Origin of the sequence: Amycolatopsis sp. NPDC088138 (assembly GCF_044741685.1) — a bacterium.
In the GTDB taxonomy this organism is placed as follows: Bacteria; Actinomycetota; Actinomycetes; order Mycobacteriales; family Pseudonocardiaceae; genus Amycolatopsis.
On record NZ_JBIUTB010000005.1, the window covers coordinates 677,687 to 697,466 of the forward strand.

The window sequence follows — 19,780 nt, forward strand, 5'->3', positions numbered from 1 at the left end:
GTTCTCAGGACGTGGCAGGGCCGGACATGCCGTCGAGGAGCTGGCCGACGATCAGGTCGAGGACGCCGTCGGGCCCCGGGTCGGCGCCGAAGGCCCGTTCGACGAAGGCGCGGCCGCGGCCCTCGAACACGACGAGGCCGACCAGGGCGCTGGTGGCCGTCGCGTGCGCGACGAGGAACGGGCAGTCGGCGCGGAACACGCCGTCGGCCTGCCCGCGTTCGTAGAGGGCGCGCAGTTCCTTGATGGGGGTGTCGGATTCGGGTGGGGGCAAGGTGTTCCAGCCGCCGAGCGACTCGTGCATCCACAGCGCGACCAGGAGCGGGCGCGCCATCAGGTTCTGCGCGAACGCCCGCAGTGCCATCCGCATGCCGGGGTAGGGGGCGAGGGTGACGGCCTCGTCGAGCACCGGCTGCCAGGCCGCCATCAGGCCGTCCTGCTGGTCGGCGAGCGCCGCCGCGTACAGGCCGTCCTTGTTGCCGAAGTGGTGGTAGATCATCCGTTCGTTGACCCCGGCGGCCTTGACGATGTCCTGCACGCGGGTGCCGCGCGGCCCGTGCTTGGCGAACTGCTCCGCGGCGGCGGCGAGCAGCAGAGCACGGCTGTCGGACATACAGTAAGTATTTACTTCAGGCGGCGCCGCGTCAAGTCAGGGGAACGGCACCGTGTCCGGGGCGCAGCTCGTCCCCTCCGCCGGGACGGCGAGATCGGTCAGGTAACGGGTCACCGCCGCCGTGGCGCAGGCGCTGTGGACGTCCAGGGACGTGTGGCCGTAGCCGTCGACCACCAGGACCCGGCCGTCGCCCAGTTCCGCCGCCGTCGCCTGGGCGTTGTGCAGCGGGGTCGCCGGGTCGAAGCGGTTGTTCAGCACCAGCACCGGGTTCTTGCGGGCCCGGTTCCACGGGCCGGTGTAGCGGTCGGCGTCGTGCGCGGGCCAGCCGACGCACTGCGCCATCGAGAACACCGCGCCGAGCCCGAAGTACGGCTGCCGCTTGCTCTCACTCGCCGCGAGCGCGGTGTAGTCGGCCGTTGCCGAGGGGTTGTCGCTGTCGGCGCACTGGACGGCCAGGAAACTCGGGGAGTGCGTCGGCACGTACGGGTCCAGCACGGGCGAAGCGGCACCCGGATCCGCCGGCAGGGCCGCGAAGGTCTCGGCCAGGCGCTTCCACCGGCCGGACTGGTACAACGCGCTGTCGATCGTCCTCATCAGGGAGGACACACCCGCGCCGCGCGAGGCGTGGGCGAAGACGCCGGCGAACTTCGCCTTGAGGTCACCGCCGGAGAACGCGCACTTCGGCCCGGCCGCGGCGCACACCGTGAAGAACTGGTCCAGCTCCTGCTGCTGCGCAGACGCGACGTCGGCCCGGACGTCGACCGGCTGCTTCTCCTGCCCCGGTTTCCCGGTGGCGTTCGCGACCAGGTCGAGCGTGCCGTCGAGGGTCATCGCGCGGACCTTGTCCGGGAACAGGTTCGCGTACGTGCCACCGAGGTAGGTGCCGTAGGAGTAACCGTAGAAGTTCAGCGCCGGATCGCCGACGGCCTGGCGCAGCAGGTCCAGGTCCCGGGCCACGTTCGCCGTCGAGAGGTGGGCCAGGAGGTCGCCGGAACCGGCCGCGCACGCCTTTCCCGGCGCCGCGCTGGCGGTGAAGAACGCGTCCGGCTGCCGCAGCGGCGACGGGATCGCCGGCGGGTGGTCCGCGCCCGGGCAGCTGATCGGCGCCGACCCGCCGATCCCGCGCGGGTCGAAGCTCACCAGGTCGAACCGGGCGCGCAGCTCGTCGGGGTAGCGCGCGGCGAACCGCGTCAGCTCGCCGACGCCGTCGGTGCCCGGGCCGCCGAAGTTGAAGAACAGCGAGCCGATCCGGTGCCCGGGATCACTGGCCGGGAGCCGGATCACCGAGAGCGTGATCGCCTTGCCCTTCGGCTCGCGGTAGCTCAGCGGCACGGACGCGGGCGTGCACTGGAAACCGCCGTGGCACGGCGTCCAGTGCAGGGCGGGCACCGCGGCGCCGTTGGTGCCCAGCGCCGGAGGCACGTCAGCCGTCGTCGGCTGCGGCGTCGAGGACGGGGCGGGTGCGGCTTCGGGTGCGCTGCAGGCGGCGAGCAGGAGCAGGAATGCGAGGAGGAGCCGTTTCACGCGCCCAGGTCCGCCAGCACGGCGTCGGTGTAGCGCGGCCAGACCTCGGCGGCCCACGGCCCGAAGGCGCGGTCGGTCAGCGCGACGCAGGCCGCGCGCGCGTCCGGGTCGACCCAGAGGAACGTGCCCGACTGCCCGAAGTGCCCGAAGGTCCGGGGTGAGCTCGCCGAGCCGGTCCAGTGCGGGCTCTTGTGGTCGCGGATCTCGAAACCCAGGCCCCAGTCGTTGGGCTTCTGGTGGCCGAACCCGGGCAGGACACCGGAAAGCCCGGGAAAGACGACGTTCGTGGCCTCGGTGACGGTGGCCGGGTCGAGCAGCTTCGGGGCCTGCAGCTCGGCGGCGAACGCGACTAGGTCGTCCACAGTGGACACCGCGCCGGACGCGGGCGAGCCGTCCAGGGAGGAGCCGGTCATGCCGAGCGGCCCGAACAGGGCCTCGGCCTGGTACTGCGCGAAGGGGATGCCGGAGTGCTCGGCCAGCGTGTCGGCCAGCTGCTCGAACCCGGCGTTGGAGTAGAGGCGGCGGGTGCCCGGCGCGGCCATCGCCTTGTGCGCGTCGAAGGCGAGCCCGGAGGTGTGGGCGAGCAGGTGCCGCACGGTCGAGCCCTCGGGCCCGGCCGGGGTGTCGAGCTCGACGACGCCCTCTTCGATCGCGATCAGCGCCGCGTAGGCGGTCAGCGGCTTGCTGACCGAGGCCAGCCGGAACTTCCGCGCGGTGTCGCCGTGGCGGCCCGCGACGGTCCCGTCCGCTTTCACCACGGCCGTCGCGGCGTTGTCCACCGGCCACTCGTCGATCAGGCGCACGCTCTCCATGCGTCCACCCTACGAAACGCCACGAAGGCCCCCGCACCGGTGTCGGGGGACCGGTGCGGAGGCCTTCGCGGGGTGTTGTTGCGGGGTGTAACTCAGGCGTCGAGGTCGGTGGCGACCAGCTGGGCGACCGCTTCCACGGCCTCCTCGGCGCCCTCGCCCTCGGCGCTGATGACGACCTCGTCGCCGTACCCGGCGGCGAGGGTCATCAGGTTGAGCACGCTGCCGGCGGCCACCGGGGTTCCCCCGGCCTTGGCGATCTGCACCGCGACGGGCTGCGCCGCGGCCGCCTTCGCCACCAGCGCGGCCGGCCTGGCGTGCAGGCCCACCTTGCTCGCGACGGCGACGCGTTTCTCCGGCATGTTCGTCCTCTCGCTTCGGGGTTCTACGTCGGTACCGATGTTACTTCGCGGCCGTGGCCTCGAGGTCGTTCTGGATGGCGTCGTCCTCACGGCCCGGCGTGCGCAGGTTCCACTTGGTGATCACGAAGCGGAACACCACGTAGTAGATCACCGCGTAGACGAGCCCGATCGGAATCAGCAGCCACGGCTTCTGGGCGGCCGGGGCGGTGAAGTTGAGCAGGTAGTCGATCGCGCCGGCCGAGAAGTTGAAGCTCTGGTGGATGCCCAGCGCGTTGCAGATGGCCAGCGAGGTGCCGGTCATGACCGCGTGGAACAGGTACAGCGGCCACGCCACGAACATGAACGAGAACTCGATCGGCTCGGTGACACCGGTGAGGAACGAGGTCAGCGCGCCGGCGATCATCACACCGCCGACGACCTTCTTCTGCGCCGGGCGGGCCGTCTGCCAGATCGCCAGCGCCGCCGCGGGCAGCGCGAACATGAAGATCGGGAAGAAGCCCGTGGTGAAGGCACCCGCCGACATCTTGCCGGCGACGAAGTTGTTGATGTCGCCGCCGTCGAAGATGAACCACACCGGCACGTTCAGCAGCTGGTGCAGACCGACCGGGATGAGCAGCCGGTTCAGTGCGCCGTAGATGCCGCCACCGACGATCGGGGAGGCGGTGACCGCGTCACCGGCGGCCTGGATGCCCTGGTCGACCCAGTGGAAGACCAGGCCGAAGATCACGCCGAGGATCACCATGACCAGCGCGGTGATGATCGGGACGAATCGGCGGCCGCCGAAGAAGGCCAAGTAGGCCGGCAGCTTGATGCGGTGGTACCGCTGCCACAGCAACGCCGCCACGATGCCGACGACGACGCCGGCGAGTACGGAGTAGGGCCACTTGATCGGCGCGAGCTCGGTCGCACCGGCCTTGTAACCGGGGAGGTCGGTCAGCGGGGCGAACACCTGGATGACGGCGCTGAAGACGAAGAAGCCGACAACGGCGGCGACGGCGGTCGAGCCGTCACCCTTGCGGGCGAAGCCGACGGCGATGCCGACCGCGAACAGCAGGGGCAGCCAGTTGAACAGCGTGCCACCCGCGGCGCCCAGCACCGAGGCGACCTTGTTCCAGCCCAGGCCGTCCTTGCCGAGCATGTCGTCCTGCCCGAAGCGCAGCAGGATCCCTGCCGCCGGGAGCACGGCGATCGGGAGCATGAGGCTACGGCCGAAGCGCTGAAGACCGGCAAGACCGCTGCCGCTGCGCTTCGTCGCCCCTTCCGCGGTGGTGGAGCTCATCAGGAACCTCCATAGTGGGGTGGGGTACCGGATTCCGGGGTGTTCCGGTCCAACTGCATGGTCACCTGGTAGTGATCTCCCCGGTACCAGGACGTGATGTCTTCGATCGGGTCGCCGTTGGCGCTGGAGACCCGGCGGAACACGAGCAGGGGACTGCCGGCGCGCATGCCGAGCAGCCGGGCCGTCTCGCGGTCCGCTCCTTCGGCCCAGACCGTCTGCCACGCCTGGTCGGGACGCACGTCGTACGTCTCGGCCAGCTGCGCGTAGAGGGACTGGGTCAGGTCGAGCTCGAGCAGGCCGGGAGCCCGGCCCGCGTGGTACCAGCCGCGTTCGACGGCGAGGGGTACGCCGTCGGCGTGGCGCAACCGCACGAGGTGGTGTGCGGGGGAACCCTCGGCCAGGCCGAGGGCGTGCGCGGAGGCGGTGGGTGGGACCTCGGTGGCCGCGGAGACCACCTCGGTCGTCGGGGTCAGCCCCCGCCGCCGCATGTCGTCGGTGAACGACATCAGGTAGAGCTGGAGTTCCATCCGCCGGGCCGCGGTGAAGGTGCCTTTGCCGCGGACCCGGGCGAGCAGGCCCTCCTCGACCAGCTTGCCGATCGCCGACCGGACCGTGAGCCGCGACACGCCGTAGCGCTGCGCCAGCTCGCGTTCCGACGGGATCGGCGCACCCGGCGGGAGCTCGCGCTCCACCGTGCGGCGGAGGATTTCCCGCAGCTGGGCGTGCTTGGGCGTGGGCCCGTTGACGACCCGGTCGGGTGGCGGGACGTGCGCGGCCGCGCTCATCGGCGTCACCCTCCTCGTTTCTCGGTCCCGGGGGACCGGTGCTCGCGTCCGGTCCGGAACATTGGTACGTTCCGGTCTAGACCAATGATCTGATGGGGCAGGATGCTCCGCCGCGCGGACGGGTGTCAACCCACCGTTATCCGTTCGTGGCCCGCGGCGGCGTGCATGCCGACGAACGGCGTAGTACAGGTGGACACGCGGTTCGCGTCAGGTTGGGAACAAACAGTGAACAAGGAGACCGCGATGGCGGATGACAGGCCGGAAAAGATCCTCGCGGCACTCGGCGGCGCGGACAATCTCACCGAGGTCGAGGGCTGCATCACACGGCTGCGGTGCGAGGTCGAGGACATGAGCCTCGTCGACGAGGCGGCACTGAAGAAGGCCGGCGCGATGGGCGTCGTCAAGATGGGGAGCTCCGCGCTGCAGGTGATCGTCGGGCCGGAGGCGGACACGATCGCCAGCGACATCGAGGACCTGCTGTGAGCCTGGAGATCCTCAGCCCGGTCGCCGGGCACGTGGTGCCGATCACCGAGGTCCCGGACCCGGTGTTCGCGGAGGCCATGGTGGGGCCGGGCATCGCCGTGCAGCCCTCGGGCGGCCGGGCGGACGCGGTCGCGCCGGTCGACGGCACGATCAAGACACTGCACCCGCACGCCTTCGTCGTCCAGACCGACGACGGCCAGGCCGTGCTCGTGCACCTGGGGATCGACACGGTGAAGGAGAAGGGCGAAGGCTTCACGCTGCACGTCGTCAAGGACGAGCAGGTGCGGGCCGGCCAGCCGATCGTCAGCTGGGACCCGGAGGCGGTGACCGCGGCGGGCTACTCGGCGATCGTGCCCGTCGTCGCGCTGGACGCCGGTGCGGAGGTGCTGTCCGGTTTGGACGGCGGCCGCGACGTCACGGCGGGCGAGCGGCTGTTCGCCTGGGACGCCTGAGTCGCTTTTGTCACACAGGCGAAGGGCCCTTGTGGACGATCACCGTCCACAAGGGCCCTTCGCTGTCTCCCGGCCCGTCAGCCGGTGACGACCTTCCCGTTCTCGACCTTCACCTGGACCGAGGGCAGCGGCTTGTTCGCCGGCCCCTGCTTGACCTCGCCGGTGAGGGCGTTGAACACCGAGCCGTGGCACGGGCAGACCAGGTCGGCGCCCTTCGGCGCGACGGTGCAGCCCTGGTGCGTGCAGATCGCGCTGAACGCGGCGACGGCCGAGTCGGAGGTGCGGGACACGATCACGTCGGAGCCGTCCGGCGCCTTGGCCGCCTTGGCCTGGCCGACCGGGACCTCGTCGAGCGCCACGAGGGGGGTGCCCGCGGCGATGGGCGCCTGGGCGGTGCCCGATTTCGAGTCGTCCGAAGAGCTACAGGCGGCGAGCGCGACGGCGCCCACGGCGACACCGGCGACGGTGGCCCCCGTGGTGAGGACGGTGCGGCGGGAGTGCAGTTCGGCAGTCATGCCCATTAAACGAGATCGACATCGGATCGGTTCAATTCCCACCGGGCCGGGTGAACCGGAAGGGCCCCTGTTCCGTGTATGTACCTGAGTGGGTGTGGAGCGGAGGAACGATCATGGTGGGTTGGGTTCTGCGGATCGTCGTGGCGGCGGCGTTGCTGGGTTCGGCGGGTGTGCACTACTTGCTGTGGACGGAGGACTACCCGGGCATCGTCGGCCCGCTGTTCCTCCTGGACGCGATCGGTGGCCTCGTGCTCGCGATCGCCGTCCTGGCCTGGCGGCACTGGCTGCCGGCGCTGGGCGCGGTCGGGTTCGGGGTGCTGACGCTCGGTGCGTACGTGCTGGCCGCGACGGTCGGCTTCGCCGGCAACCACGACCAGTTCAACAGCCAGCCGGAGTACTGGGGCGTGATCACCGAGGCGGTCTGCATCGTCGGCGGCCTCGCGCTGATGTTCGTGAAGGACCGGCGGCGCGTCGCGGTCTAGCCCGGTGGGAGAAGTCGCTGAAGACGCGCTGATGCGCGCGCTGCACGAGGAGCACGCGGCCGCGCTGTGGTCGTACGCGCTCCACCTGACCTCCGGCGACCGGATCCGCGCCGAGGACGTCGTCCAGGAGACGCTGCTGCGGGCCTGGCGGTCGACGACGGTGCTGGACCAGTCGCAGGGGTCGGCGCGGGCGTGGCTGTTCACGGTCGCGCGGCGGATCGCGATCGACGGCTGGCGCTCGGCGTCGGCACGCTCCGAGGTGATGACCGACCAGCCGCCGGAGCGGGCCGTCGCGGACGGCACCGACCGCGCGGTGCAGGGCTGGCTGGTCGCGGAGGCACTCGCGGAGCTGTCGGAACGGCACCGCGAGGTGCTGGTGCTGTGTTACTTCCAGGGCTATTCCGTAGCGGACGCCGCGGTGGCGCTGGGAGTGGCCGAAGGGACGGTCAAGTCGCGCACGCACTACGCGCTGCGCGCGCTCCGCCTGGTGCTGGAGGAGAGGGGGGTGACCCAGTGAGCGAGGACCCGTTCGCGACGTTCGACGCCGCGTACGTGCTGGGGGCGCTGTCCCCCGAGGACCGGGCCCGGTTCGAGCAGCACCTGCGCGGCTGCGAGCGGTGCGCGGCCGCGGTGCGTGAGCTGGCCGGCCTGCCGGGGCTGCTCGCCCAGAGCGGCCCGCCGCAGGTCAGCGCGGTCGTGGACGCCGGTCCGCCGCCGCCGGACCTGCTGTCGTCGGTGCTGAAGCGGGTGCGCCGGGGACGCCGCATCCGCAACGTGGTGACGTCCGCGTCGGCCGCGGTCGCGGTGGCGGCGTGCATCGCGCTCGGAGTGGTGGCGTCGCTGCCGGCGCCCGGTGCCGTTCCCGCCGGCCCGCAGCCGGTCGCGTTGACGGCCCTGGGCGAGTTCCCGGTCCGCGCCGACGCGCGCCTCGGTGACCACGAGTGGGGCACCGAAGTCGACATGTCGTGCAGCTACACGGGCGGCCGCAGCGGCGGCGAGTACGTCCTGGTGGCGATCGACCGCGACGGCAAGGAGACGGAACTGGCGACCTGGAAGGCGCTGCCGGACAACACGGCCCGCATCGTGGTCGGCACGGCGCTGAAGACCCCTCAGATGGCCGCGCTCGAGGTTCGCGGTGGCAGCGGGCGGGCGTTGCTGCGGCTGAGTTTGTGAGTGCCGTGGCCCGTCCGGGACGCAGGGGGTCCCGGACGGGCCACCCTTTCGCGGACTTGGGGCATCTGGTCTCGCGCGTCCGAGGTTGGTCGGCAGTGGTCCGGTGAAGCGCCCCAAGGCGGCTTTGGTTGCGTCTTGCGCACCGAAGGCTGCCTTGGGTGTGTGAGACGCACCGAAGGCCGCCTTGGGGCGGGATCCCCGAACGACTTCCCAGGCGCGGCACCAGGTCCCTCGTGGTGGCCAGCAGAACGTTCCCCGCGTCTCGTGTGCCTGGTCGACTGCCTCGGCCCCACGTTGGCCGCCACGCGTCGTGTTCCGGTTGACCTGGCCGGAGCCGCCATCTGCCGAGATCACGCCGGTCGGGTCCGGTGAGTTGGTGTCTGCTGGCGGCCTTGTGCTGCGTTTGTGTTCCGGTTGGCCCGGCGGGAGCCACCGGCCGTCGGGAGCCACCGGCCGTCGGGAGCATGCCGGTCGGGTTCGGCGAGTTGGTGTCTGCTGGCTGCCTTCGTGCTGCGTTTCTGTTCCGGTTGGCCCGGCGGAAGCCGCCATCCGCCTGGAGCATGCCGATCGGGTCCGGTGAGCCGGTACCCGCTGACCGCCTTCGCGCTGCTCTTCTGCGCCGGTCGACCCGGCCGAAAGCCGCCGCCGGCTGTCGCCCACAGGAGTGAAACCGGCGCCAGGGCGTCGCGAACGGACCGTTCGTGCCGCTCGGGGTTTGCGCTGGTCAGCCCGCTCGCAGCAGGCTGGTGAGGTGATCTTCTTCCTCCTGATCGCCGCGGCCGCTGCGGCCACCGCGCCACTGGCGGCGTGGGCGCTAAAGCGCGCGGCCGCGCCGATCCCGGCCGGCACCGCGGCCGGGCTGGCCGCCCTCGGCACCGCGGCCGTCACCGGGCGCTGGCTGAGCGGCGGCTGGCCCGGCTGGTGGCTGCCGGTGCCCGCGCTGCTGACCGTCGTGGCGGTGCCGCTCGCCCTCGCCGACTTGCGGCACCTCCGGCTGCCCGACGTGCTGACCCTGCCCGCGTACCCGCTCTTCGGCGCCGCGATCGGCGCGGCCGCGCTGGGTGGCGGCGGGCCTTCGCTCGCCGTCCGGGCGATGGCCGGGGTGCTGCTCTTCGGCGGCGCGCACGCGGCGGTGCGCCACTGCGCGCCGGGCAGCCTCGGCGCGGGGGACGTGAAGCTGTCCGGCAGCCTCGGTGCCGTCCTGGGCGCGGCGGGCTGGCCCGCTCTCGCCTTGGCGGCGCTCTTGGCCGCGCTGCTGACCCTCGTCATGGCGGCCGCCCGGCGGACGGGCCGGGTCCCGCACGGGCCCGCACTCCTTGCCGCGGCTTGGGTGTGCGTGCTCTTCCCGCTCGCGGGGTGACGGCGCGGCGCTGTCCGGTCCAGCCGTGGCAGCTCCGGGAAGGCCTCCGCCCGGCGGCGCGTGCTGCTCCGCTCGCGCCATCACCGCGGCTCCGTCCGGAGGGGCCGGGGCGCTTCTGAAGGGCGTTCGGCGCCCGTGACAGGATTGAGGACATGTTGCGCTGGATCACCGCAGGTGAATCGCACGGACCCGCGCTGGCCGCCGTGCTCGAAGGGATGCCCGCCGGGGTGGAGGTCACCACCGCCGACGTCACCGGGCAGCTGGCCCGCCGCCGGCTCGGGTTCGGGCGCAGCCCGCGGATGGGGTTCGAGACCGACCACATCGCCTTCCTCGGCGGCGTCCGCCACGGGCTCACCCAGGGCGGCCCGGTCGCCGTGCAGATCGAAAACGCCGAATGGCCCAAGTGGGAACAGGTCATGGCGGCCGACCCGGTCGACCCGGAGATCCTCGAAGGCCTCGCCCGCAACGAACCGCTCACCCGGCCGCGGCCGGGCCACGCCGACCTGCCCGGCATGCAGAAGTACGGCTTCGACGAGGCCCGCCCGGTCCTGGAGCGGGCCAGCGCGCGGGAGACCGCGTCGCGGACCGCGCTGGGCACCGTCGCGCGGAACTACCTGCGGCAGCTGCTGGGCGTCGAAATCATCAGCCACGTCGTCTCGATCGGCGGTGCGGACGCGCCCGAAGGGCCGCTGCCGGTCGCCTCGGACCTGCCCGCCATCGACGAGAGCCCGGTGCGCGCCTTCAGCAAGGAAGGCACCGACGCGATGGTCGCCGAGGTCGACGCCGTGCGGAAGGCGGGTGACACCGTCGGCGGCGTGATCGAGGTCATCGCCTACGGCCTGCCGCCGGGCCTCGGCTCGCACGTCCACTGGGACCGCCGCCTCGACGCGCGGCTGGCCGGCGCGCTGATGGGCGTCCAGGCGATGAAGGGCGTCGAGGTCGGCGACGGCTTCACCACCGCCCGCCGCTGGGGCAGCCAGGCGCACGACGAGATCGACCGCGGCTCGGGCCCGGTCGGCGTCACCCGCCGGTCCAACCGCGCCGGCGGCCTGGAAGGCGGCATCACCAACGGCGAGCCGCTGCGGGTGCGCGTCGCGATGAAGCCGATCTCGACCGTCCCCAAAGCACTGTCCACTGTGGACGTCCGGACGGGCGAGCCGGCGGTCGCCATCCACCAGCGCTCCGACGTCTGCGCGGTGCCGCGCGCCGGGGTCGTGCTGGAGTCCGTGGTCGCGCTGATCCTCGCCGACGCCGCGCTGGAGAAGTTCGGCGGCGACTCCCTCGTCGAGAGCAAGCGCAACGCCGAGGCGTACCTGAAGGCCCTCGAGGAGCGCTGGTGAGTCCCCGGGCGGTCATCGTCGGCCCGCCGGGCTCGGGCAAGAGCACCGTCGGGCCGCTGCTGGCGGAGGCACTGGGCCTGGTCTTCCGGGACAGTGACGCGGACATCGTCGCCCGCACCGGGCGCAGCATCTCCGACATCTTCGCCGACGACGGCGAGCCCGCTTTCCGTGCGCTGGAAGAGGAAGCGGTCGCCACCGCGCTGGCGGAGCACGACGGCGTGCTCTCGCTCGGCGGCGGCGCGCCGCTCACCCCCGGCACCCGCGCCCGGCTGGCCGAGCACACCGTCGTGTTCCTCAACGTCGGCCTCGCCGCCGGGGTGCAGCGCACCGGGCTGTCGAGCGCGCGGCCGCTGCTGGCCGGGGTGAACCCCCGCGCCACGTTCAAGAAACTGCTCGACGAACGCGTGCCGGTCTACCGCGAGGTGGCCACCGTCGAGGTCGTCACCGACGACCGGAAGCCCGCCGAGATCGTCGCCGACCTCGTCAAGGGACTCGTCGTCCCCGCCGAAGCCAAGGAGTGAGTCACCCGTGCCCGAACCGGTGCGCATCCCCGTCGCCACCGCCCGCCCCTATGATGTCGTGGTCGGGCGTGGCCTGCTCGGCGAGCTCACCGCGCAGCTGGCCGACGCCTCCAAGATCGCGCTGATCCACCCGCCCACGCTGACCACCACCGCCGAGGCCATCCGCGAGGAGCTGGCCGCGGCGGGCCTCGACGCCCACCGCGTCGAGATCCCGGACGCCGAGGACGGCAAGGCACTCACCGTCGCCGGCTTCTGCTGGGAGGTGCTCGGCCGGATGGGGCTGGACCGGCGCGGTGTCGTCGTCGGCCTCGGCGGCGGCGCGGTCACCGACCTCGCCGGGTTCGTCGCGGGCACCTGGATGCGCGGGGTCCGGCTGGTCAACGTGCCGACCACGCTGCTGGGCATGGTCGACGCCGCGGTCGGCGGCAAGACCGGCATCAACACCGAGGCCGGCAAGAACCTCGTCGGGGTGTTCCACGAGCCGAGCGCGGTCTTCGTCGACCTGACGACCCTGGAGACGCTGCCGCCCAACGAGCTGGTGGCCGGCATGGCCGAGGTCGTCAAGACCGGTTTCATCGCCGACCCGCGGATCCTCGAGCTGATCGAGGCCGACCCCGCCGCCGCGCTCGACGCGACCGGCGACGTGCTGGCCGAACTGGTCCGCCGGTCCATCAAGGTCAAGGCCGACGTCGTGGCCGCCGACCTGCGCGAGTCCGACCTGCGCGAGATCCTCAACTACGGCCACACCCTCGGCCACGCCATCGAGCGCCGCGAGCGGTACCGGTGGCGCCACGGCGCCGCGGTGAGCGTCGGCCTGGTGTTCGCCGCCGAGCTGGCCCGCCTGGCCGGGCGGCTCGACGACGCCACGGCCGAACGGCACGCCTCGGTGCTGAAGCTGCTCGGGCTGCCGACGACCTACGACGCCGACGCGCTGTCCCAGCTGCTCGAAACCATGAAGGGCGACAAGAAGACCCGCTCCGGGGTGCTGCGGTTCGTCGTCCTCGACGGCCTCGGCAAACCCGGCCGGCTCGAAGGCCCGGACCCGTCGCTGCTCGCCGCCGCGTACTCGGCGATCGCCGCCGACGCCCCGAAGAACGGCGGGAGTGTGCTGCTGTGAAGGCGTTCGTGTTCAACGGCCCCAACCTCGGGCGGCTCGGCAAGCGCGAGCCGTCGGTCTACGGCTCGACCACCCACGACGACCTCGCCGCGCTGTGCGTGAAAGCCGGCGAGGAACTGGGGATCGAGGTCGAGGTCCGGCAGACCGACCACGAAGGCGAGCTGGTCGGCTGGCTGCACGAAGCCGCCGACGGCGGCAACCCGGTGGTGCTCAACGCCGGCGCCTGGACGCACTACTCGATCGCGGTCCGCGACGCGGCGGCGCAGCTGTCCGCGCCGCTGATCGAGCTGCACATCTCGAACGTGCACAAGCGCGAGGAGTTCCGGCACCACAGCGTGCTGTCGGACATCGCGACCGCGGTGATCGCGGGCCTCGGCGTCGACGGCTACCCGCTGGCCCTGCGCTGGCTCGCCGCGCACCCGGCATGAGCCTGCCGACGCTGACCACGTCGCGGCTGAAGCTGCGGCAGCTGGTCGAGGCCGATCGCGAGAGCGTCGTGAAGGTGTTCTCGGACCCGGAGATGAGCCGCTTCTTCGCCGCGGACTTCTCCGACCCGGCCGCGGCGAGCGGGATGGTGGACCGGCGGCTGGCCTACCGCGGCCCGGCCGGGCAGGGCCACTGGGTGATCGAGCGTGACGGCGAGGTGATCGGCGTCGCGCACCTGCGCCCGTCGTCCGAGCTGCCGGGCGGGGTGCCCGAGCTGGGCTACTACGTCGGCGCCGCGCACGCCGGGCAGGGCCTCGCGTCCGAGGCCGCCCGGGCCGTGCTGGACCACGGGCTCGACGGCCTCGGCCTGCCCGCGGTCTGGGCGCTGGTGCACGAGAACAACGCGGCGAGCCGGAAAGTGGCCGGGCGCCTGGGTTTCCTCGACGTCGGCAGCGGCATCCACTACGGCGACCTGCACCGCGTGCTGGTCGCCCTGCCGGCCACCCACGGGCGGCCGCACCACATCGAGCTGTGGGTGCCCGGCCTGGCCGAGGCCGAGCGGAGCTGGGGCTGGCTGCTGGGCGAACTGGGCTGGCGCGAGTTCCAGCGCTGGCCGGACGGCGTCAGCTGGCGGCTCGGCGCCGGCTACCTCGTCGTCGAGGCCTCCCCGGCGATGAGCGCGCCCGGGCACGAGCGCACCCGCCCCGGGCTGAACCACCTGGCGCTGCACGTCGGCACCCGTGCCCAGGTCGACGACCTGGCCACCCGAGCCGCCGACCACGGCTGGCAGCCGCTGTTCGCCGACAAGTACCCCCACGCGGGCGGCGACGCCCACTACGCGGCCTACCTCGAGAACGACGCCGGTTTCGAGGTCGAACTGGTCGCCCTCGAAGGACCGGTGACCGCGGGTTAGCGACGTCGCCGCCACGCCCTGATCAGCGCGTGGAGGCGCGCCGCCGCGCGGTCGTCCCGGGTGAAGAGCACCGCGGTGAGCACGGCGAGGGCGGTGACGGCGACGACAGCGGTCGGCCAGGTGAAGGTGCTGTTCAACGCCGTGACGACGACCGCGACCCCGGACAGCACGGCGGTGGCGCCGGAGCCTTGCGCGCGAGGGCCGGTTTTGCGGAGCGCGCGGGACAGTCCGGGCATCGCCACGACCAGGCTCGCCACGAACCCGGCGCGGCGGCGCACGGTGGGGAGCGCGGCGAGTTCGCCGGCCCACTCGGCGAGCCAGCGGGCCCGGACGGCACGCGGCAGCAGCACCGCCGCGAAGGCCAGCGCGTGCTGGGACGGTCCACGCGCAACAGCGGGCGCGGGGGAGTGCAGCACCCCGGAGGCCAGGGCCGACAGCTCCAGGCCGACGTCGGTCAGGCTGAGGCGGGCGGCCACCGGGACCAGCGTCCGCAGGGTTTCGGCGGACTTGACGCGCTGCCTGGCCGGGGCGACGTACTCGATGGTGCGCAGGTTGTGGAGCCGGTCGGCCAGCTTGAGCCGCAGGACGTCGTCGGACGCCGACGTGACATCGCCGTCGGCTTCCAGACGGGCCAGGCCAGTGAGAAGTTCGGCGACCCCGGGGCCGAACCGGTCGCGGATGCGGTCCGGGGGACAGGCCGTGTCGTGCAGAAGGGCCGCGCAGACGAGGTCCGTGCCCGCCTCCTGCCGGGCCAGGATCGTGGCGACTTCCATCGGGTGCGTGAGGTAGGGATCGCCGCTCTTGCGCGTCTGCTCCCGGTGACAGTCGGCGGCGATCGAATACGCCTCTTCGAGCAGGCGTACGTCTTCGGCGGGCAGGGAGGGGGACACCGCGGCGGCGAGCGGGTCGGGCAAGGTGCCGGTCACGTCAAAGGCCCCCTTCGGCGAGCAGCCTGCGTGCGCGGGAACTGTGGTGCCGGAAGGCCGTCCCCGAGACGACTCGCCGCGCCTGTTCGGCGCCTTCGGCGGTCAGGCGGTACAGCCGGCGGCGAGGGCGTCTTTCGGCTACGTGGACGGCCGGGTCCTCCATCTCGCTGGTCAGCCAGCCGGCGCCCTCCAGGCGCGCCAGGATCTGGTAGACGGTGCCGGACTTCAGGTGGGCCGCCTTCATCAGCTCGAGGCCGTACTTGGCCTCGGCGGGATCCCTGATCAGCTCTTCGAGGATCATCCCGGTCTGCACTGTCATCCTCGGCATAGCTCAAACTTTACCTAGCCGGTGAGCTGCATGAACACCGTCGCGGTGCAGGTCCGCCCGGTCGGCCGAGCGGATGAGCCGTCCGGCGGAGGCGCGTCGGGGCCGGTCGGCGCAGGGGAAATCGGGGTTCAAGATCGAGTGACCGCCGACAGGGAGCTGCGTCACCTGATCGAGTTTCATCTCGCTACACTCCGGTGCCGTGAGCCCGTTTCGTCGTGGGGGTCGGCGACCCGCTCGTGCCCTCCTCGCCGGCGTGCTGGCCGGGCTCCTGCTCGCGGGCTGTACCGAGGGTTACGCCCAGCCGCAGGCGGCAGGGGACAAGCCCGCCATCGCGGGGGGCAAGACCACCGCGCCGCCCCGGCCCAGCGACGTCAAACTCGCTTCGAGTGACCCCCGGCAGAGTGGCGGTGTGATCGCCGCGGGCGGGGCGGACGCCGTCTACAACTACGGCCCGACCGTGATGCTCGACCACGGGCTGACGCGGATGTGGTGGTGCAGCCAGTACGGCGGCGCCGGACCGGCCGGGGACGACGTCCTCTACGCCCAGGCGCAGTCCATCGACGGCCCGTTCACCGGGCCCGGCGGCGGGATCCCGGCGGCGGTGTTCTCCGGCGCGCCCGGGAGCTTCGACGGCATGCACACCTGCGACCCGTCGGTGCTGCGTGTCGGCTCGACCTACTACCTGTACTACACCGGTGCCGCCGGCGACCACGCGCTCGGCAACGCGATCGGGCTCGCGACCAGCGGCGACGGCGTGCACTGGACCCGCGCGGCGGGCGGGAAGCCGATCCTCGGGCCGTCGCACGACCTGCACCGCGCCAACGTCTACGGCGCCGGCCAGCCCTCGGCGGTCTACCTCGACGGCTGGTTCTACCTGATGTTCACCGACACCACCGGCCGCGCCGCGGGCGAGAACGGCGCCGGGCAGTTCGTGCTCCGCTCGCCGGACCCGGCCTTCGCGTCCGGGGTGCAGGCCCTCGACGTCGGCGGGTTCGTCCCGGTCGCCTCGACGACCGCGCCGCGGCAGCGGTCGGTCGTCGACGGCTTCAGCGCGGACCTGATGTGGGCCGGCGCGCTCGACGCGTGGGTCATCGCGCACGAGACCGACGGCGGCACCACGCTCACGTTCTGGACGGCCGACTTCGCCGAGCACCCGTTCCAGCCGGTCGTGGTTCCCGGGCCGTGGAAGGAAGGGCCCGGCCTGGTGCGCCGCGCGGACGGCCACGCACCGCTGTCGACGGCCGACCCGTGCGACCGGGTGCCGTTCGACGTCGTGCGCGCCACCGCGATCGGCGGGGCGGCCGCGCCGACCGGCCTGCGCCACTTCGGCCTCGACCTGCGGGGCAGCCAGGCCTGCGGGACCGCCGCCCGGGTCGCCGCGACCTTCGACGGCGTCACGATGCCGTCCCCGGAACGGACGATGGACCTGGTCCGGGCCGGGAAGCGGGTGCGGGTCGACCGGCGCGGGGTGGCCGCGGCGCTGGCCGGCGAGCTGCTGGAGAAGGCGCCGCCCGCGGTGGCGTCACTGCCGGTGGTGGCGCGGCTGAGGTCGGGCGCCGAAGCGGTGCTGGCGCCGGGCCGCGGGTTCGGGCTGGTGCTCGACGACCACCGGCTGTGGCGGGTGCCGGACGACGGCGTCGTGGCGCTCAACGGCTCGTCCCCGCACGCTCTGACGACCGCGCAGTGGGACGGCTACGCGCCGGGTTCCTCGCTCGGCGGCTGAGCCCGGCCGCCGACGCGCCCGCCGACGAACAGCCCCAGCCCGGCGGGGATCAGCACCAGCAGCGCGGAGAACGCGGCGCCGCCGGTGAGCGCGCCGCCCAGCTCGGAGACCCCGGTCTGGTCGACGAACACGGCGCGCCCGACGACGTAGAGGATCCCGGCGACCGGCCCGGCGATCAGCGCCGAGATGAACCAGACCTTCCCGCGCTCGGGCAGCCCGCGCCAGGCGTCCAGCGCGCTCCACAGCGCGGCGGCGCCGACGAGCACGGCGAGCGCGAGCGACACGACCAGCGTCTGGTCGGTGGGGTGGTAGACGGCGTACTTGGCGAGGAGGGTGATGGCCGCGCCGTGCAGCACCGCCATCCCGAGTCCGCGCAACACCCAGGCACTCATCCTGCGGAGTCTAGGCTGCCTACTGGCGAGTCGCTTCGTCAGCGTGCGGATCCGACGAACGTCTCGCCGCGGCGCCACTAGGGTGGGGAAGTGCCTGAAACCCATGGACGCCGCCGCGCGGCGCTGCGGGACTCGCTCACCGATGCGGGTGTCGACGCGCTGCTGGTCACCGACCTGCTGAACATCCGCTACCTGACCGGGTTCACCGGCTCGAACGCCGCCGTGCTGGTGCACGCGGGCGGGGACGCCGGGACGCTGTTCTGCACCGACGGCCGCTACACCACCCAGTCCGCCGTCGAGGTCCCCGACCTCGACAAGGTCGTCGACCGGGCGAGTGCCGCCGCGCTGGTCAAGCGCGCGGCGAAGGACGCCGCGGCGTACGGGCGGATCGGGTTCGAGAGCCAGCACGTGAGCGTCGAAGAGTACGAAGGCCTCCGGAAGCACGTCGAGCTGACGAGGACCCCCGGCCTGGTCGAGCGGCTGCGGCTGATCAAGGACGAGGCCGAGATCGACGCGCTGCGGCAGGCGTGCGCCGCGGCCGACCGCGCGCTCGACGACCTGGTCGCCGCCGGCGGCCTGCGGCCCGGGCGGACCGAGCTGGAAGTGGCCCGCGACCTGGAGAACCGGATGCTGGAACACGGCTCCGGCGAGCCCAGCTTCGCCTCGATCGTGGCCGCCGGCGCGCACTCGGCCATCCCGCACCACCGGCCGACGCACGCCGAGCTGAAGCGCGGCGACTTCGTCAAGCTGGACTTCGGCGCCACCGTCGACGGCTACCACTCGGACATGACACGCACGTTCGTCCTCGGCGAGCCGGCGGACTGGCAGCGGGAGGTGTACGACCTCGTGCACACCGCGCAGGCGGCCGGGGTGGACGCCCTCGCGCCCGGTGCCGAAGTGTCCGATGTGGACGCCGCGGCCCGGTCGGTGATCGTCGCCGCGGGGCGCGGGGACGCGTTCGCCCACGGCCTCGGCCACGGCGTCGGCCTGCAGATCCACGAGGCGCCCAGCCTCGCCGCCACGGGCGTCGGTACACTGTCCGCCGGTATGGCGGTCACCGTCGAGCCCGGCGTCTACCTCGCGGGGCGCGGTGGCGTGCGCATCGAGGACACGCTCGTCGTGCGGGCTGGGGAGCCCGAGCTCCTCACCCTGAGCACCAAGAACCTCGTGGCCGTCTGACGGCGGCCCCGAACCCTAAGATCGACACAGGAGACTGCAAGCTCGTGGCCACGACCAACGACCTGAAGAACGGGCTCGTCCTCAACCTCGAGGGCCAGCTGTGGACCGTCACCGCGTTCCAGCACGTGAAGCCGGGCAAGGGCGGTGCCTTCGTGCGCACGACGCTCAAGCACGTGCTCACCGGCAAGGTGGTCGACAAGACGTTCAACGCGGGCACGAAGGTCGAGACGGCCACGGTGGACCGCCGGAACATGACCTACCTGTACAAGGACGGCCAGGACTTCGTGTTCATGGACGGCGACACCTACGACCAGATCACGGTGCTGGCCGCGGTCGTCGGCGACAACGCCAACTACATGCTGGAGAACACCGAGGTCCAGGTCGCGGTGCACGAGAACGAGGCGCTCTACGTCGAGCTCCCGACCTCGGTCGAGATCCTCATCCAGCACACCGACCCCGGCCTGCAGGGCGACCGCTCCACCGGCGGCACCAAGCCGGCGACGCTGGAGACCGGCGCGGAGATCCAGGTCCCGCTCTTCCTGTCCACCGGCGAGAAGATCAAGGTCGACACCCGTGACGGCCGTTACCTGGGCCGCGTCTCCAGCTGATGCCGACTTCGAAGCCCCACCCGAACCGCGGCGGCTCGATCAGCCGCCGGCAGGCGCGCCGCCGGGCCGTGGAGATGCTCTACGAGGCCGCGCAGCGCGACACCGATCCGGTGACGCTGCTGGCCGACCGCGTCGGCGCGACCGAGGTCGACCCGATCGGGGACTACACGATCAGCCTGGTCGAGGGCGTCACCACCCGACGGCCGCGGATCGACGAGCTGCTGTCCGAGCACGCGCAGGGCTGGACCCTGGAGCGGATGCCGAAGGTCGACCTCGCGGTGCTGCGGGTCGGGGTCTACGAGCTGCTCTGGGCCGAGGACGTGCCGGACCCGGTCGCGATCGACGAGGCCGTGGGCCTGGCGAAGGAACTGTCCACGGACGACTCGCCGCGGTTCGTCAACGGCGTGCTGGGCCGGATCGGCACGATCGCCGACCGCCTGCGCGCCGTTCTCTAGGTGCTGCGAGCCCCCCGA

General features: G+C 72.6%; 25 protein-coding genes. 15 read left to right on the top strand and 10 right to left on the bottom strand.

The genetic code is table 11. The annotated features are described in order from the left end of the window. Positions 1 to 4 precede the first annotated feature (4 nt). The 6 genes from ACIOD2_RS29685 to ACIOD2_RS29710 form a co-directional block, all read right to left on the bottom strand. Positions 5 to 610, bottom strand: a complete 606-nt coding sequence (locus tag ACIOD2_RS29685; protein WP_400545014.1) for a TetR/AcrR family transcriptional regulator — start codon at positions 608 to 610, stop codon at positions 5 to 7. A gap of 36 nt (positions 611 to 646) precedes the next feature. Further along, positions 647 to 2,134 (bottom strand): alpha/beta hydrolase, encoded by a 1,488-nt coding sequence (locus ACIOD2_RS29690; protein ID WP_400545017.1) that lies wholly within the window; start codon positions 2,132 to 2,134, stop codon positions 647 to 649. Continuing rightward, positions 2,131 to 2,946 (bottom strand): serine hydrolase domain-containing protein, encoded by an 816-nt coding sequence (locus tag ACIOD2_RS29695; RefSeq protein ID WP_400545020.1) that lies wholly within the window; start codon positions 2,944 to 2,946, stop codon positions 2,131 to 2,133. Before ACIOD2_RS29695 ends, ACIOD2_RS29690 begins: the two co-directional genes overlap by 4 nt. Before the next feature lie 92 nt (positions 2,947 to 3,038). Beyond that, positions 3,039 to 3,305 (bottom strand): HPr family phosphocarrier protein, encoded by a 267-nt coding sequence (locus ACIOD2_RS29700; protein ID WP_247049117.1) that lies wholly within the window; start codon positions 3,303 to 3,305, stop codon positions 3,039 to 3,041. A 40-nt stretch (positions 3,306 to 3,345) separates the two neighbouring features. Beyond that, a complete protein-coding gene (locus tag ACIOD2_RS29705) occupies positions 3,346 to 4,584 on the bottom strand; it encodes a PTS transporter subunit EIIC (RefSeq protein WP_400545023.1) in 1,239 nt (412 codons plus the stop codon). Further along, positions 4,584 to 5,369: a GntR family transcriptional regulator gene (locus ACIOD2_RS29710; RefSeq protein ID WP_400545026.1), complete on the bottom strand. Its 786-nt coding sequence runs from the start codon at positions 5,367 to 5,369 to the stop codon at positions 4,584 to 4,586. Before ACIOD2_RS29710 ends, ACIOD2_RS29705 begins: the two co-directional genes overlap by 1 nt. A 165-nt stretch (positions 5,370 to 5,534) precedes the next feature. On the opposite strand from ACIOD2_RS29710, the gene ACIOD2_RS29715 reads away from it, so the two are divergent. Further along, entirely contained in the window at positions 5,535 to 5,852 is a 318-nt protein-coding gene (locus tag ACIOD2_RS29715; RefSeq protein WP_400545029.1) for a glucose PTS transporter subunit EIIB, read from the top strand. Then, on the top strand, positions 5,849 to 6,304 hold the full coding sequence (locus ACIOD2_RS29720; protein WP_400545032.1) for a PTS glucose transporter subunit IIA: 456 nt from the start codon (positions 5,849 to 5,851) through the stop codon (positions 6,302 to 6,304). Before ACIOD2_RS29715 ends, ACIOD2_RS29720 begins: the two co-directional genes overlap by 4 nt. A gap of 77 nt (positions 6,305 to 6,381) precedes the next feature. On the opposite strand, the gene ACIOD2_RS29725 is transcribed toward ACIOD2_RS29720, so the two are convergent. Further along, on the bottom strand, positions 6,382 to 6,819 hold the full coding sequence (locus ACIOD2_RS29725; protein WP_400545035.1) for a ubiquinol-cytochrome c reductase iron-sulfur subunit: 438 nt from the start codon (positions 6,817 to 6,819) through the stop codon (positions 6,382 to 6,384). A 113-nt stretch (positions 6,820 to 6,932) separates the two neighbouring features. Between ACIOD2_RS29725 and ACIOD2_RS29730 the strand changes: the two genes are divergently transcribed. The 9 genes from ACIOD2_RS29730 (at position 6,933) to ACIOD2_RS29770 (ending at position 14,151) form a co-directional block, all read left to right on the top strand. After that, positions 6,933 to 7,301, top strand: a complete 369-nt coding sequence (locus tag ACIOD2_RS29730; protein ID WP_400545038.1) for a hypothetical protein — start codon at positions 6,933 to 6,935, stop codon at positions 7,299 to 7,301. A 4-nt stretch (positions 7,302 to 7,305) separates the two neighbouring features. Then, positions 7,306 to 7,818 carry a sigma-70 family RNA polymerase sigma factor gene (locus ACIOD2_RS29735; RefSeq protein ID WP_323335252.1) on the top strand — a complete coding sequence of 171 codons (513 nt, stop codon included), beginning with the start codon at positions 7,306 to 7,308 and terminating at the stop codon, positions 7,816 to 7,818. Next, the gene (locus ACIOD2_RS29740; RefSeq protein WP_400545041.1) at positions 7,815 to 8,474 is read left to right on the top strand and encodes an anti-sigma factor family protein; all 660 of its coding nucleotides are present in this window, start codon (positions 7,815 to 7,817) and stop codon (positions 8,472 to 8,474) included. Before ACIOD2_RS29735 ends, ACIOD2_RS29740 begins: the two co-directional genes overlap by 4 nt. A 751-nt stretch (positions 8,475 to 9,225) precedes the next feature. Beyond that, on the top strand, positions 9,226 to 9,834 hold the full coding sequence (locus ACIOD2_RS29745; RefSeq protein ID WP_400545044.1) for a prepilin peptidase: 609 nt from the start codon (positions 9,226 to 9,228) through the stop codon (positions 9,832 to 9,834). A gap of 152 nt (positions 9,835 to 9,986) precedes the next feature. After that, positions 9,987 to 11,174, top strand: a complete 1,188-nt coding sequence (gene aroC / locus ACIOD2_RS29750; protein WP_400545047.1) for a chorismate synthase — start codon at positions 9,987 to 9,989, stop codon at positions 11,172 to 11,174. Continuing rightward, a complete protein-coding gene (locus ACIOD2_RS29755) occupies positions 11,171 to 11,695 on the top strand; it encodes a shikimate kinase (protein ID WP_400545050.1) in 525 nt (174 codons plus the stop codon). The genes aroC and ACIOD2_RS29755 overlap by 4 nt, the downstream gene beginning before the upstream one ends. A 7-nt stretch (positions 11,696 to 11,702) precedes the next feature. Then, complete coding sequence (gene aroB / locus ACIOD2_RS29760; protein ID WP_400545053.1) at positions 11,703 to 12,812, top strand: 3-dehydroquinate synthase; 1,110 nt, start codon at positions 11,703 to 11,705, stop codon at positions 12,810 to 12,812. Then, on the top strand, positions 12,809 to 13,240 hold the full coding sequence (gene aroQ, locus ACIOD2_RS29765; RefSeq protein WP_247049129.1) for a type II 3-dehydroquinate dehydratase: 432 nt from the start codon (positions 12,809 to 12,811) through the stop codon (positions 13,238 to 13,240). Before aroB ends, aroQ begins: the two co-directional genes overlap by 4 nt. Next, positions 13,237 to 14,151, top strand: coding sequence for a GNAT family N-acetyltransferase (locus tag ACIOD2_RS29770; protein ID WP_400545056.1), 915 nt, complete (start codon positions 13,237 to 13,239; stop codon positions 14,149 to 14,151). The genes aroQ and ACIOD2_RS29770 overlap by 4 nt, the downstream gene beginning before the upstream one ends. Here the strand turns inward: ACIOD2_RS29770 and ACIOD2_RS29775 are convergent. Next, positions 14,148 to 15,077 (bottom strand): HD domain-containing protein, encoded by a 930-nt coding sequence (locus ACIOD2_RS29775; protein WP_400545059.1) that lies wholly within the window; start codon positions 15,075 to 15,077, stop codon positions 14,148 to 14,150. The genes ACIOD2_RS29770 and ACIOD2_RS29775 overlap by 4 nt on opposite strands. A gap of 1 nt (position 15,078) precedes the next feature. Continuing rightward, complete coding sequence (locus tag ACIOD2_RS29780; RefSeq protein ID WP_400545062.1) at positions 15,079 to 15,405, bottom strand: helix-turn-helix transcriptional regulator; 327 nt, start codon at positions 15,403 to 15,405, stop codon at positions 15,079 to 15,081. Positions 15,406 to 15,604: 199 nt separating this feature from the next. Here ACIOD2_RS29780 and ACIOD2_RS29785 point away from each other — a divergent pair, with 199 nt between their 5' ends. After that, positions 15,605 to 17,128 carry a beta-xylosidase gene (locus ACIOD2_RS29785; protein ID WP_400545065.1) on the top strand — a complete coding sequence of 508 codons (1,524 nt, stop codon included), beginning with the start codon at positions 15,605 to 15,607 and terminating at the stop codon, positions 17,126 to 17,128. Here the strand turns inward: ACIOD2_RS29785 and ACIOD2_RS29790 are convergent. Next, positions 17,098 to 17,490, bottom strand: coding sequence for a hypothetical protein (locus ACIOD2_RS29790; RefSeq protein ID WP_400546175.1), 393 nt, complete (start codon positions 17,488 to 17,490; stop codon positions 17,098 to 17,100). The two genes, ACIOD2_RS29785 and ACIOD2_RS29790, sit on opposite strands and share 31 nt — an antisense overlap. A 120-nt stretch (positions 17,491 to 17,610) precedes the next feature. Here ACIOD2_RS29790 and ACIOD2_RS29795 point away from each other — a divergent pair, with 120 nt between their 5' ends. Genes ACIOD2_RS29795 through nusB form a run of 3 tightly spaced genes read left to right on the top strand, consistent with a single transcriptional unit; the run spans position 17,611 to position 19,762 of the window. Beyond that, positions 17,611 to 18,699: a M24 family metallopeptidase gene (locus ACIOD2_RS29795; protein ID WP_400545068.1), complete on the top strand. Its 1,089-nt coding sequence runs from the start codon at positions 17,611 to 17,613 to the stop codon at positions 18,697 to 18,699. Positions 18,700 to 18,743: 44 nt separating this feature from the next. Beyond that, positions 18,744 to 19,307, top strand: a complete 564-nt coding sequence (gene efp / locus ACIOD2_RS29800) for an elongation factor P (protein ID WP_323335269.1) — start codon at positions 18,744 to 18,746, stop codon at positions 19,305 to 19,307. Next, positions 19,307 to 19,762: a transcription antitermination factor NusB gene (gene nusB, locus ACIOD2_RS29805; protein WP_400545072.1), complete on the top strand. Its 456-nt coding sequence runs from the start codon at positions 19,307 to 19,309 to the stop codon at positions 19,760 to 19,762. Before efp ends, nusB begins: the two co-directional genes overlap by 1 nt. Positions 19,763 to 19,780 lie beyond the last annotated feature (18 nt).

Coding starts and splice junctions, on each gene's coding strand:
- ACIOD2_RS29780 (WP_400545062.1), bottom strand. CDS start 15,405: ATGCCGAGGATGACAGTGCAGACCGGGATGATCCTCGAAGAGCTGATC.
- ACIOD2_RS29715 (WP_400545029.1), top strand. CDS start 5,535: ATGCCGACGAACGGCGTAGTACAGGTGGACACGCGGTTCGCGTCAGGT.
- ACIOD2_RS29685 (WP_400545014.1), bottom strand. CDS start 610: ATGTCCGACAGCCGTGCTCTGCTGCTCGCCGCCGCCGCGGAGCAGTTC.
- ACIOD2_RS29730 (WP_400545038.1), top strand. CDS start 6,933: ATGGTGGGTTGGGTTCTGCGGATCGTCGTGGCGGCGGCGTTGCTGGGT.
- ACIOD2_RS29695 (WP_400545020.1), bottom strand. CDS start 2,946: ATGGAGAGCGTGCGCCTGATCGACGAGTGGCCGGTGGACAACGCCGCG.
- ACIOD2_RS29705 (WP_400545023.1), bottom strand. CDS start 4,584: ATGAGCTCCACCACCGCGGAAGGGGCGACGAAGCGCAGCGGCAGCGGT.
- nusB (WP_400545072.1), top strand. CDS start 19,307: ATGCCGACTTCGAAGCCCCACCCGAACCGCGGCGGCTCGATCAGCCGC.
- ACIOD2_RS29725 (WP_400545035.1), bottom strand. CDS start 6,819: ATGACTGCCGAACTGCACTCCCGCCGCACCGTCCTCACCACGGGGGCC.
- ACIOD2_RS29790 (WP_400546175.1), bottom strand. CDS start 17,490: ATGGCGGTGCTGCACGGCGCGGCCATCACCCTCCTCGCCAAGTACGCC.
- ACIOD2_RS29700 (WP_247049117.1), bottom strand. CDS start 3,305: ATGCCGGAGAAACGCGTCGCCGTCGCGAGCAAGGTGGGCCTGCACGCC.
- ACIOD2_RS29710 (WP_400545026.1), bottom strand. CDS start 5,369: ATGAGCGCGGCCGCGCACGTCCCGCCACCCGACCGGGTCGTCAACGGG.
- aroC (WP_400545047.1), top strand. CDS start 9,987: ATGTTGCGCTGGATCACCGCAGGTGAATCGCACGGACCCGCGCTGGCC.
- ACIOD2_RS29770 (WP_400545056.1), top strand. CDS start 13,237: ATGAGCCTGCCGACGCTGACCACGTCGCGGCTGAAGCTGCGGCAGCTG.